A 13,142-nucleotide genomic window follows, 5' to 3' on the forward strand; every position below is an offset into this window, starting at 1 on the left:
AGAGGCGAAATCGGTGTCGGTCGATAGCAAATAAATCAACAGATAAGGTATGAAAGACAAACTGACCAATGGATGTGTAACGCTGGCTTTGCTCGCTTTAGCTGCAGGTGCCGGTTGGCTGGCCGTCAGCATGTTCCGGCAGGGCGCATGGATAAAGGGCCTTTTACTGGCTATGGGCGCCCTGCTGTTCGCTGCCCCGCTGCTGGCGATGCTCTTCTCTAAGCCTGTTAAGACTGAGCCGGAGCAGCAGCCGCAAGTGCGCTGCATGCCTTTGCCCACCGACCCTGTGGCACTGACGGCGCTGGCCCGGCAGGTGGCGGGCGAAGACGAGGCCCTGATGCAAGCCGTGAAGGAGAGCCTTGTCGACCCCGACGGGTTTTACAAGGCACGCTCGGAGACCGATGCAGGGCGCGACGACGATTACTACGACCTGTGGGAAACGTACCGCGACGAGCCCGAAACACTGCGTAGCGTGGGTCTGCTCTACATGCTCGACGAGCTGAAAGCCATCGCCGGATTTGACTATAAGACCGATTGGGACAACTTTGCCGGCCGGCTGAAGGACCTGCAACGGGTGCAGCGCCACCACCTGCCCGTAGAGGTGGCGCAACAGGATGGCATGTCCAACGTGACGCTTTGGTGCCACCGGCTCAACGAGAAGTGGCGCCCGTTGGGCTACGAGCCCATGCTCATCGACGCCGACAGCGATGAATACTGGGTGGCAGTGGTGCCGGCAGCCGGCCCCGAAGCGGCCAGGGAGCCCGCGCCAGGTGCCGGTAAAAGAGGCTGACCCGCCGCGCCGGTGGTGCCTGCTGCATCATGTCGCCATCCCGGAACTATGCTTCAAGCCCCTTGAAAAGTATCTCCATGCCATTATCCAATATCGCATAGCGCTGTGCCAACATAAACAAGCAGAGTGATAAATGAGAAAACACAATCTTATATCCAATGAACAAACCTGTATTTTCCCCTTGGAAAGGGGAAGTTACGAGGGGATGACGCACCCCAAGGATTGCCAACAGCCTGCCACTACATCATCCCCTCCTCCGCCTCCCCTTTCCAAGGGGAGGATACCAATTTGTCTTTCTCCTATTATTATATATGTAGCTGCTTGTTGTAAACATACAGGCGCCAGCGTATCCTCCCCTTAGAAAGGGGAGGTTAGGAGGGGATGATTACACCGAAAGATTGCCAACAGCCTGCCATTATATCATCCCCTCCTCCGCCTCCCCTTTCCAAGGGGAGGTTACCAGTTAGCTTTTTGGCAAGGCTTAGCTTATTTATAGCTACTAACAGACAAGCCTGTAACAACAGAAAAAATACTCTGTTACTCTGTCTTTTATAATCAGCAACCACCTGGCAGGGAACATACAGCAGCGTTTCCTCCCCTTAGAAAGGGGAGGTTAGGAGGGGATGATAACACCTGAAGATTGCCAACAGCCTGCTCACACATCATCCCCTCCTCCGCCTCCCCTTTCCAAGGGGAGGATACCAGTTAGCCTTTATGCAAACTGTTACTCGCCCATTTCCGCAATCAAGCAAACCTGCAGCAGAAGAAAAAATACTCTGTTACTCTGTCTTTTATAATCAGCAACCACCTGGCAGGGAACATACAGCAGCGTTTCCTCCCCTTGGAAAGGGGAGGTTAGGAGGGGATGATAACAGCAGGAAACGTTATTTTAAGACCGCGCCCGCAAAGCATTAGAAATCAACCCATTACAAGCGAGGAGATAAAAGGTATCTTTCAAGCCTCTTGAAGATGCCTTTCAAGGGGCTTGAAGCTATCGTTCAAGGCCCTTGAAAGATAGCTCCTGTTCCCGCATCTGCAACTCTCCGCCTTGCAAGCAGTTGTAACCACGCAAAAAAAAGCCCCCTTGGTTGGGGGCTTTTGCTTAGTTTCCGGTTACCTGCAAGGTAGTAGGCTGCTTGGTGAGGTCGAGGTTCGACCACTTCGGAAGCCGCAACCTGCTGCTTGACTGCATAAGTCTCCTTCGCCTGCATTCCTCATATAAACTATCAAACGGAATTAACCTGTAGGTTTATTAACAATACTTAATTATTTGGAAGTTCAGAAATAAAGGGCTATATTTGCAGCAAATTCGGACAGATAACAAACCTACAAGTTTATTGATAGTTTCTGGGGAAGGGTGTTGGAACCTGAAGAAGTGGCCCGACAGATACTGGATGAGGCCGAAGGACTGGAAGAAATATTCGAAGAACTGAACGCAAACTCAATGGCAGGTGAGACTCCTGATTTCGATGATCACTTCAAATATCTGGAAGGGAAATACAAATACGAACTCCAATATCAACCCATGAAGTCGTATGGACCTGGGCGCCCGCCGCTGCTTAGGATGTATGCCATCAAGCTACAGCCCAACACGTATCTGATAACAGGCGGCGGCATCAAGCTCGCAGACACCATTCAGCACTCGCCCGGACTAAAAGACCACGTCCTGCAAAACATTGACAGGGTTCGCTCTTACCTCAAGGAGAACGGAATTATAGACAGTGAAGATTTAAAAGAAGACATCTAACCAAAACCAGACCATTATGGAAACAGACATGAACAAACTGGCTCAAATAGCCAAGCCCAGCAGTACCGCAGCAAAAGAAAGGGCACGCTGGAGACGAGAAAACAGAGAGTGGTTGCGGTTGTCACAAGACATTGCACTTTATATACACTATTATCTGCATACATCGGGCCTCACTCAGAAAGAGCTGGCAGACCGGTTGGGAGTTTCGCCCGTTTATGTCGGCAAGCTCCTCAAGGGCGGAGAGAACCTTACGCTGGAAACTATCTGCAAGTTACAGCGCGTCATGGGCGAAGTGATAGTCTCGGTTGCACACCCCTACACCACCAGTATGTTGGTGCAATTGTCCGCACCTGCCCCCTTCTCATCAAATGCAGAGCAGAGCGACACCTATTCAAGTAACGGGCAATTTACAAACGAAGGCTTCGTTCCTGCCATTTGTGAAGTTGCATAAAACGCACAGAACGATGGACCAACAAATATATTACAAATATTCAAAAATAGAACTCGAGCAGTTTGCTACATTCGAAGCTAACTTTGACCCGAATGAAGATGAAGTTCGGTATGACACCGAAGTGCAGTTCTCCTATGACAAGGAGCGTGAAGTTCTTTGCTGCAAGGTAAGCGAAACCTTATCACAAAGCAGCAAACTTCTGGCTAAAGCAGTTATGAACAGCTACTTCGAAATCAAGCACGAGTCAATAGAGAGCCTCCGCCAGGAGAATAAAATCACCTTTGCACCACAGCTGCTCGTCCAGTTCGCGTCTCTTTGCTATGGCTCACTTAGAGGGGCTATCTATGTAAAGACAATGGATGGGCCACTTCAATCATGTGTGCTTCCACCTGTATATTTTGGCAACATTGTCAACAAACCTTTTATTGCAGTAGACAAAGATGCCGTTCCAAAAGAAGAATAATTCTTTTTCCGATGGGATACCAAAGATATAATCTTAATATCTTTGACACTTTCGGCATTTAAACAATTACCTCTTCCATACATTCGCAGAAGCCATTTCTTTGCTTTGTCATGAGCATGGAAATGGCTTCTGCGTATTGTAGCGCCGCGAACAGCAAGGTGTTCAGGCTGCCTATTTTATTTGTCATTCTGCCTACCGATGTTGCTATTATATAATATAAGGTATAACGAGAGATGGCAGAGGGGAAAGATAAAGAGGCTACCAGCAAGCTGACAAAAAGCAAAAGCCCCCTTGGTTGGGGGCTTTTGCTTAGTTTCCGGTTACCTGCAAGGTAGTAGGCTGCTTGGTGAGGTCGAGGTTCGACCACTTGAGTTGCCTGCGGTCAATGGACGGGTGCTTGTCCTTAACGGCCCTCATGGTTACGGTGCCGGCCTTGGTCCAGGGCGAGTAAGTAACCTTGCCGTCGGCAACAAGGCCCACGCGCAGCGTCTTGGGCGCGGCTGCTCGCTTGCCTGCGGCCTTCTCCATGCTCAGCATGAGGCGGCCATCGGCCACCGATGCCTTAAGCCGATACTGCGCATAGTCGCCCTGACGGTAGCCATATCCGTTGCCGGCGTCCTCGTACAGGCAGCCTTCTGCCATGCCCCGGGCGTCGGGGTTCACCATGAGCGTAAGCGAATCGGTACGGTATTCGACCGTGTTCTGGTACAAGTTGGCCATGGGCACCACAGCTCCGGGCCGCAAGGCCACGTAAGCCTGGTAGCCGTCGTCGGCCTTTTCGAGCTGCATGACGTCCCAGTCGCCCTTCGGTAAGGCGGCAGTCTTGGCCCAACGGGGTATGATGAGCAGGTCATTACCTAACATGAACACCTGCTGCTCGGCACGCAGGGCGGCGTCACGGTCGTCGGCCATGAAGGCCGGCCGCATGACGGGCATGCCCGTCTCGGCAGCTTCGCGGAAGAGGGTGTAGATGTACGGCAGCAGCCGATAGCGCCGGTTGATGGCCGTGCGGCACACGTTTTCGACTTGGGAGCCGAACGCCCAGGGTTCCTGGTCAACGGTTCCGCTGCACGAATGGTTGCGAACGAAGGGGAAGTAGACGCCTATCGACATCCAGTGAGCCATGAGCTCGGACGTGCAGTTGCCCAAGAAGCCGCCTATGTCGGGGCCGTTCATGACCTGTCCGGTAAGCCCCATGTTGAGCGTCATGGGTATGCTGTGCACCATGTGGTCAAAGGAAGAGGCGTTGTCGCCCGTCCACGTGGCCGCGTAACGCTGCCCGCCGAGGAAGTTGGAGCGTGAGAGGAGGAACGGACGTTTATCAGGATTGGCCCTCAGGATGCCCTCGCGCGAGGCTTTTACCATGTTGAAGCCGTACTGGTTGTGGTAACGCAGGTGCGTGCCGGGGGCCAGTCCCTCGCCTCCTCCGTGCATGTTGTCTTCCGGCATGGAGAGGTCGGGGCCGCCGAACACGGCCGGCTCGTTCATGTCATTCCACACTCCATCTACTCCCTGGGCCATGAAGTCCTTGTAAAGGCCGGCCCACCAGGAGCGCACCTCGGGCCGGGTGAAGTCGGGGAAGTGGCTCTTGCCCGGCCACACGTTGCCCTCGAAGGTCTTGCCGTCGGCCGTCTTTACCCAGTAATCGCCGGCAGTACCCTGCCGGTCTACGAAGTAGGAGCTGTCTGCCTTGGCCCCCGGGTCAATCATGTACACGGACTTGAAGTTCTTGGCGTGCAGGTAGTCGTTGAGTGCCTTTGGCTTTGGGAACTCGTCGGGGCGGAAGGTGAAGATGCGGAAGCCGTCCATGTAGTCGATGTCCATCCATATTACGTCGCACGGAATGCGCTCGGCACGCATGCGGTCGGCTATCTCGCGCACCTTTGAGTCGGGGTGGTAGCTGAAGCGGCACTGCTGGTAGCCAAGCGCCCAGAGCGGCGGCAGGTCGTATGTTCCGGAGAGGCGGGCCAGCTCCTGCAGCACCTCGGCTGCCGAGTTGCGCTCAATGACGACGGTGCGGAAGGCCGGTCCCTCGCTGTCGAACTTGATTTCAGCCCCCGTCTGGAGGGTAGATTTCCAGGTGTTGTCGGCTATGATGCCGAATGCAGAGCCGTTCTTGCGCACTCCGAGCACCCAGGGATGGGTCTGGTAGAGCTGTTTTCCGTTATTATGATAGTAGGCCCCGTTGTCGCGGTTCCAGTAAATGTTGTGGTCGCCGTTGCGTCTCAGGTCGCCCAGAACTTCGCCCGTGCCGTACAGGTCTACGTCGTCGCCCACGTTGAAAGTCACGATGCTGTGGCCTCCTTCCTGGCTGTAGGCAGGCTGCAGGCGCCAGCCGGCCTTGAGGTTGCCCTGTGGCACGAGCTCTCGCACGAAGATGGGCGAAGGCAGATGCTGGCCGGCATCGAAGTTTTTGGGATAGAACACAGCCACGTTGTCGGCTATCATGTACGACTGCTGGGCCCCTACCGGCATGGAACATGCCAGTAGCAGGATGCTGATTGCTGATTTAAGTTTTCTCATCTTAGGTATAAACGTGTTGGTAATTGTCTGTTCGGATGGTTTCCACCTGCGAAGATAACGAAAAAAGAGGAATGTACAAAACCAGCAACTCTAAAAGTGCTGAAATCTCGTACATTCCCCATTGGTTTTCATGGACAGATGTTCAGGCTAATCATTCAATATAACCTAACATTCACTTTTTAATTCTTGATGTTTTATTTTTGTGTTGATTGAGGGTTATGTGCTATTGGTCGAGGAAGGCCACATTGATGTGGGCGGTTACAGAGTCGGCCACGCCGTTGCTCTTGTTGCCGAAGATGGTGAGCTGGAGCGGCTGAGAGCCCTCGGCCGGAACCTGCATCTGCTCCATGTAACCTACCAGTTGCGTGTCGGTAATGGGCAGCGTCTTGACGTTGAAGTTGCCCGTCTGGCTGTTGTCGGCTATGTCCACGGTGTTTGCGTTGAGGGCGTTGGCCAGCGTGAGGCGGTAGGTCTGCGGTGGTGCAGCGTCTATCCAGCGCAGGTTCAGCACCGTAGTGTCGGCCGGAACCTGACCTATCACGACTTCGAAGGAGGTGTTCTCCAGAACAATCCGTTGTGGCTGCGGCTTTCCTACCCCGTCGTCGGTGTCGCAGGCAACGAAGGTGAAGATGCCGGCAAGCAGTATCAAAGCATATAGAATTTTTCTCATTGTCGTAAGTTGTTAGTCGTTTAACATGATGGCAGGACTGCAGAGGCACCCGCAGGTGCCCCCGCACTCCGTGCCGTTTATTGTACCATGATGAGCCGCATGTTGTGAAGGTCGGCCTTGATGGTCCAACGGCCGCCCTTGGAGGGAGTGTACTTGTTGTCGCCACTCACGCCCGCACTGCGTATGCCGCTGCTGAGCCACGTGTTTACAGGGTCCTGGCGGGTCTCGCTGTCGGCGCGCAGGAACTCGTAGTTCCACTCTCCCGGCCGGGTAATGAGCTTGAACTCGTTGCCGGCAGTGATGTCGGTAGTGAGCGTCCATATCTCCGGATGATGCTTCAGGTCGCTCTGCACGAACGGACAGGTCTGGTTTCCGGCATCCCAGCCCGACGGAACGGCGTTGCCCACAGCCCACATGCCGCCGAACGGCAGGTCGTAGACATCGAGGCAGATGAGCTTGTTGTTCTTCAAACAGAGCGTGATTTCGTACCTGCCGGTGGTGGAGATGGTGAGCATCGGGGCACCTTCGTCGGCCAGTTTAACCTCATCGCTGCCGGCTGCCGTTGGAACATAGGCCGGCCAGGTGTTGGCATCGCTGGTGGCAAAGCGCAGCCGGGTGCCTGCCTGCAGGCGTCCGCTCCAGTGGTAGTAGAGCGAGTCGGTATCAATGTTGGTGATGCGCGTGGTGCCTGTGCTGCCGTCCTGTTCCTGTACGAGGTAGAGGTACGGTATCTTGTTTACGGTCAGCGTGCCGGTATTCAGGTCGAGCGTAATGTCGTAGTCGGCCGGTTCGGTAATCGCGAAGTGGCTGCCCGTGCCGTCGGCAGAGTAAACGGCCTGCGTATCAGAGGCTCCTCTGACGTAAGCGGGAGCACCGGTGGTGCTGGTAGAGAACCAGAACTCGCAAGGCTCCAGGCCGCCGTGCCAGTGGTAGATGCCCGACTCGGGGATGTTGTCCATCTGGATGGAGCGGTCGCCCTCGGACGAGGGGATGAGCATGTACATCAGGTCGCGCGGGTCGTAACCCGTCACTACGATGGTGGTTTCAGATATTTCGGGCTTGAAGAACTTGGTATCAGCGTTCACCTGTGCTATCACCTCGGCCGTTACCCGTGCGGCTTCGCCAACGGCAACGCCCCAGTTGGAGAGGTAGTTGTTAAGCTCCTGCGTGCTCAGGGCATACGAGTTGCCTGACGGAACGGGCAGCAGATCGCTGATTTTGTCCTTGCTGTCGGCCAGGTAAAAGCGTATGTAATAGGTCAGTGAGGTGCCTGCGCCGCGGTCGTGGGCATCGTTCCAGGTAAAGATTGCTGCCGTTTCGGCCTTCTTGGTGCGCTCAAGCAGGAGCGTATCGGCCGACGACTGCACCTGCATCTGGTCTTCCGGCGCTTCGAGCGTGTAGTACTCCGGGTCGGAATTGCAGCTGCCCAGCAGCCCGACTGCCGCAAGGAGCAGTCCGAGCTTTATGATTATGTTTGATTTCATGTCTTCTTTTATTTTAGGTTTTAATTCCAGAACGGAGACTGAACGAGGTTGGGGTTCTTCTCCATCTCGTCTACGTAAATCGGGAACCAGTACATGGAACGCTTCCAGACGCGTGTCTGGTAAACGGTGCGCTTATAGAAGTCGCCGGCATTTTCGCCTGCATAGTTCATTCCATAGTCGTCGCCGGTCATTTCAGGCAGGTCTTCGGCAATCTTCCAACGACGTATGTCATCCCATCGCAAGCCCTCGCAGCACAGCTCCACACGGCGTTCCATGCGCACGATGTTGCGGATGGAGCTCTGTGAACTTTCCACATGAATGTAGCTGGGGTCGTTGGCAGGCACCTGCTTGGTAGTGTACTGGCGCACACCGGCACGTACTCTAACGCGGTTCACGTACTCAATGGCCGTTTCGCGGGCATCGGGCGTATCGTAAGCCTCGTTCATGGCTTCGGCATAAGCCAGGTAAGCACCGCCCAGACGGTAGAGCCACAACGGGCGGTTAGTGTACCAGTTGCCCGTGCGGGGGTTATCGTAAGGATACACTTTCTTGCGAACCAAGTAGCCGTTCTGCGGCGCATCGTGGGTATAGTCGTTCTCCTTGCCGCCGCGGAAGAACTCGAACGGGCGTTTCTCCAGTTCGTACCAGGAGCCGTTATAGGAAACTGTGGTGTAGAAACGGGGCTCTCTGTTGCAGTACATGTTATAGGTTCCCTTGGCTGTAATCTCGCCCGGAGTGCCCGTACCCTGATCCCACTGGGTGTTGCGGGTCTCTACCGAGTTGGAGAAACCTGTCTCCTGATAGTAGCTGTTGGGGTCGGTAATGGGCAGACCGTTCTTGGTAAAGAAGGCATCTACCAGTCCCTGATAAACACCCAGGCCGCCACCGCCGCCGTTGTTCTTCGGTACAATCTTCGATGTATAGAACTTGAAGTTGTCGTCCTCGCTGCTGTGACGGGTGAAAGGGAAGAGGATTTCCTTGTTTCCTGCAGTCCACTTGGTGAAGAACATGTCCGTAAGAGACTTGAAGGGGTCCACTGTTCCGTCATCATTATATTCCACAAAGAGCTTGCATCCGGCACCTTCGGCTTCGTCGATGAGCAGCTTCAGCGCCTCTACTGCACGCACCCATTTCTTTGCATCGTAGGCAGTTGGGAAGAGATGTTGGCCGTCCTTGTTGGTATAATTCATGTACCAGCTGTTGCCGTTCACCAGCGGACTGGCATTGAAAAGCAGCATGCGGGCGCGCTCGGCCAGGCACATAATCTTGTTGATGCGGCCATATTTCTCGGGCTTACTGTACATGGCAGGCAGCTCGTTGGCTGCAGCAAGCATCTCCTTATCGCAATAATTCACGATAGAATCCCACGGGGCGCGGGCTACCATCAGGTCAGAGAGATTGAAATCCGACGGCGTAATGTAGTCTGGTTTAAAGGGAATAGGGCCGTAGACCTTAGCCAGGTTCCACCAGTAGTAGGCTGCCAGGAAGCGGCACTCGGTCTTCATGAGGTCTACCTCGCTCTGGGGAAGGTCTTCGGAAGGCAGCGCCTTCACGTTCTGACGGAAGAGGTAGCTCTCGCGGATGTAGCGGGGATACATGTGCCAGAAGCCACCTTCCCATGATGAGTTTTGTGTCCACTGGCCGAAAATCTTCGGAATAATCTGGCTCCAGTCCCACTGTTGCCAGCGTTTGGAGGGCGTCATGTCGTCGCCCAGCACCTCCCAGCCCAAGCCGAGCAGGAAACCTCGCGACGGGTTTGGCAGTCCGGAATAGACATAGGCCAGTGCATCTTCCACGTAGGTCTTATTCTCGTAGACCATGTCCATGGTGAGTTCCGTGTCCGGCTCTTTGTCCAGAAAGTCGCAGGCGGAGAATGACAGTGCCGTTGCTACGGCGCATCCGCCTAATATGAATTGATGAAATAGTTTCATGTTGATGTGCTAATTAAAAGTTTACGTCGATACCGAACATTACAGACTTCATCTGCGGGTACTTCAGACCGTCGCCTGAATCGAGCTCGGGATCCCACAGCTTGAACTTGGAAAGAACGAAGAGGTTGTTTCCGCTCACGTAGAGACGGATGCGTTTGGCCTTCACCACGTCCGTTACAGACTTGGGCAGGCTGTATCCGAGCTCCAGAATCTTGCAACGCAAGAAGCTCATGTTCTTCTTCCACCATGTGGAGGAACGGTAGTTGTTCTGGTTAGGAGACTCCGAAAGGCGTGGCCAGAACACGTTCTGACTTGGGTTATCAACCGTCCAGCGGTCGTTGTAGTTGTCGTAAACGTTACCTTCCAAGCCCTGTCCGCTTCCCGGAATGAAGTACGACGAGCCGCCGATTACGCGGTAGGTGTCGCCTACGCCCTGGAAGAAAGCATTGATGTCGAAGTGCTTGTAATTAACGCTCATGCCGAAACCGTACACAATCCGCGGGTCTACAGTGCCTCCGATGTAGCCTTCATCGGCATCGGTGATGACGCCGTCGCCGTCCATATCCTTGTATTTAATGTCGCCCGGGCGAACCTTTGCGCCCACTTCCTGGCGCGGGATGCCGAACTTCACTTCGCCGTTGGCATCAAAGTCGTCGTCGGTAAACAGCCGTTCGGCCTGCAAACCCCACAGAGTGCCCAGCGAGTGGCCCGTGATGGAGCGGTACGTTCCCTTGCGGGCCTCGCTCTCGTCGCGCTCGTCCACACGGTTCTTGGCATAGGAGAACGTGGAGCGGAAGCCGATGGAGAGGTCGTGGTTGAACTGCTTGTTATAGTTGAGCGAGGCATCGAAGCCGCGGTTGGTTACCTGTCCGTAGTTTGCCCACGGCGTAGCAGTGAAACCGGTCTGCGTGGGGATGGTGGAGCGTTGCATGAAGATGTTGGTGCGCTTCTCGTGGAAGAAGTCGAGCTGGAACTCCAGCGCGTTCCACATACCTATCTCTATACCTACGTTACCCTTCAGAGCAGTCTCCCAGGTAAGGTTTGTTACGCCCGGGTCTCCTTCGGTTATGCCCGCGCGGCCTATCTGGTAGTTGTCGCCCCAGTCATATCCGCCCTGGTTGGTGTACACGGTCGTGATGTACGCAAAGCGTCGGCCGCCGATGTTGTCGTTACCAACCTTGCCGTAGGAGCCGCGGAACTTAATCTTGCTAAACGTGTGGCGCAGGCTTGCCATGAATGGTTCTTCGGACATAATCCAGCCTACCGAGACCGACGGAAAGAAGCCGTAGCGCTTGCCCTTGGCAAAGTTCTCGGAGCCGTTGTAGCCGAAGTTGAACTCTGCTATGTATCTGTCCATCAGCACATACGAAAGTCTGCCGGCTATACCCTGCTTGCGGTAGGGCTGCACACCGCCGTTGTCGTAGCTCTGCTGGTTGTACAGGAAGAGGGCATCGATGGCATGCTGCCCGAAGGTACGGTTGTAGGTGAGCGTTCCCTCGAGGTAAGTGTTCTTCGTGCCGTAGTCGCCGCCGCTCTCAAAACCTAACGATTCGCTTCCGTAACTCAAGATGGAGTGTATCAGGTTGCCCTCCACGTCGCGTTCCTTGGCCACCGTATAATAGGTAGGACTGTTGGAGCGCTTGCGGTTGCTGTTGTTGTAAGAGTCGAAGGAGAAGGTGAACTTGGCCTTCAGTCCGGGCGTGAGCATCTTCAGGTCCTGCTCAATGGAGATGAGCGACTGCAGCTGCGTGGCTATGTTCACCTGGTAGCCGCGCTGCGTACCGCTTGCCCACGGGTTCACGCGATTGGTTACATAAGGGATGGTACCGTCCGAGTAACGGGCCGGATGCACAACCGGACTGGTTCTGAAGGCCTGGTTAAAGAGGTCGTCGATACCCACGTCGGGGGCATGGCGGTTCTGCATGTAGCCGCCGATGTTGAGGCGCAGCGTGGTGGTCTTGGTGATATCAAGGTCAACGTTGGCGCGCATGTTGTAGCGGTTCAGCTTGATGGAGGTGTCGTAGGGCAGCGACCGGTCGGTCTCCACGATACCCTGCTCGTTGAAGAGCGAAGCCACCAGCGAGTAGCGCAGGAAGTTGCTGCCGCCGCTCACGTTCAGACTGGCGTGGGTAGAGTAGGCATAATCCCTGGTGATGGCATCCATCCAGTTCACGTCGGGATAGAGGTCCAGGTCGTAGTGGCTGCGCGTACGGTCAACCTGTTGCTGCGTGTAGGGCTGGCGGTCGGGATTTCCGGCCAGCTCGTTGAGCAGCGTCATGTAGTCGGCACCATTGATGAAGCCCGGCAGTTTGGTAGGTTTCTCGATGGAATGTTCAACCCTCACGTCAACCGACGGGGCTCCTATGTGGCCACGCTTGGTGTTGATAACGATAACGCCATTGGCGCCCCGCACGCCGTACATGGCGCTGGCGGCGGCATCCTTGAGTACGGAGAACGACTCAATTTCCTCCGGGTCGATGTTGTTCAGGTCGCGCTCTATGCCGTCGATGAGCACCAGCGGCGTCGTAGTACCGGAGAAAGTGGAGACGCCACGTATCCAGAAATTGGAGTTGTCGTAGCCCGGTTCGCCCGAACGCCGCACGGCTATCACGCCCGCAATCTGTCCGGCAAGGTTGTTGGACAGCGAGCGGGTGGAGCCCACCTGCAGGTTTTCAGGCTTCAGGTTGTCGATGGCACCCACCACGGAGAGCTTTTTCTGCGTGCCGTAGCCGGTTACCACCACTTCTTCGAGTGATGAGACGTCGGGTTCCATCTGCACGATGTAATCGTTGGTGGTGCCTACGGTAATCCGTTTGGCCTTGTATCCGATGTACGTCAGCTCGATAACGGTCTTCGCCGAGGGCACTTCCATGCTGAAGTGTCCGTCAATGTCGGTCTGCACGCCCTTTGATGCGTCGCCGCCGACAATCTTTACCGCCACGCCTATCATGGGGGCCTTGGTCTCGTCGTAGACGGTTCCGCTCACACGTACCGACTGCGCCATGACGCTTAGGTTTACCCCCAGCAACAAGAGCAGCAATGCGTTTTTCAATTTACTCATAGGGTTTTTGTTTGTTGTTGGT

Annotated in this window: 10 protein-coding genes; 4 read left to right on the forward strand and 6 right to left on the reverse strand. The window is 54.9% G+C overall.

The features are described 5' to 3' along the window. The first annotated feature begins 49 nt into the window (after positions 1-49). The 4 genes from BMW31_RS05715 (at position 50) to BMW31_RS05735 (ending at position 3,451) form a co-directional block, all read left to right on the forward strand. Entirely contained in the window at positions 50-790 is a 741-nt protein-coding gene (locus BMW31_RS05715; RefSeq protein WP_091822336.1) for a DUF6630 family protein, read from the forward strand. A 1,360-nt stretch (positions 791-2,150) separates the two neighbouring features. Continuing rightward, complete coding sequence (locus BMW31_RS05725) at positions 2,151-2,537, forward strand: hypothetical protein (protein WP_091822344.1); 387 nt, start codon at positions 2,151-2,153, stop codon at positions 2,535-2,537. 16 nt (positions 2,538-2,553) lie between these two features. Further along, entirely contained in the window at positions 2,554-2,988 is a 435-nt protein-coding gene (locus tag BMW31_RS05730) for a helix-turn-helix transcriptional regulator (protein WP_091822348.1), read from the forward strand. Positions 2,989-3,001: 13 nt separating this feature from the next. Then, complete coding sequence (locus BMW31_RS05735) at positions 3,002-3,451, forward strand: hypothetical protein (protein WP_091822352.1); 450 nt, start codon at positions 3,002-3,004, stop codon at positions 3,449-3,451. A 58-nt stretch (positions 3,452-3,509) separates the two neighbouring features. On the opposite strand, the gene BMW31_RS13585 is transcribed toward BMW31_RS05735, so the two are convergent. The 6 genes from BMW31_RS13585 to BMW31_RS05760 all read right to left on the reverse strand — a co-directional run bounded on the left by BMW31_RS13585 (position 3,510) and on the right by BMW31_RS05760 (position 13,120). Further along, complete coding sequence (locus BMW31_RS13585) at positions 3,510-3,638, reverse strand: hypothetical protein (protein ID WP_255404840.1); 129 nt, start codon at positions 3,636-3,638, stop codon at positions 3,510-3,512. A gap of 122 nt (positions 3,639-3,760) precedes the next feature. After that, entirely contained in the window at positions 3,761-5,974 is a 2,214-nt protein-coding gene (locus tag BMW31_RS05740) for a TIM-barrel domain-containing protein (RefSeq protein ID WP_091822356.1), read from the reverse strand. 223 nt (positions 5,975-6,197) lie between these two features. After that, positions 6,198-6,644, reverse strand: a complete 447-nt coding sequence (locus BMW31_RS05745) for a hypothetical protein (protein WP_143049157.1) — start codon at positions 6,642-6,644, stop codon at positions 6,198-6,200. A gap of 77 nt (positions 6,645-6,721) precedes the next feature. After that, positions 6,722-8,128 (reverse strand): SusE domain-containing protein, encoded by a 1,407-nt coding sequence (locus BMW31_RS05750; protein WP_091822363.1) that lies wholly within the window; start codon positions 8,126-8,128, stop codon positions 6,722-6,724. A gap of 20 nt (positions 8,129-8,148) precedes the next feature. Further along, on the reverse strand, positions 8,149-10,059 hold the full coding sequence (locus tag BMW31_RS05755; protein ID WP_091822366.1) for a RagB/SusD family nutrient uptake outer membrane protein: 1,911 nt from the start codon (positions 10,057-10,059) through the stop codon (positions 8,149-8,151). Positions 10,060-10,072: 13 nt separating this feature from the next. Then, a complete protein-coding gene (locus tag BMW31_RS05760; protein ID WP_091822369.1) occupies positions 10,073-13,120 on the reverse strand; it encodes a SusC/RagA family TonB-linked outer membrane protein in 3,048 nt (1,015 codons plus the stop codon). Positions 13,121-13,142 lie beyond the last annotated feature (22 nt).

Source organism: Prevotella sp. kh1p2 (assembly GCF_900111525.1).
Classification (GTDB): Bacteria; Bacteroidota; Bacteroidia; order Bacteroidales; family Bacteroidaceae; genus Prevotella.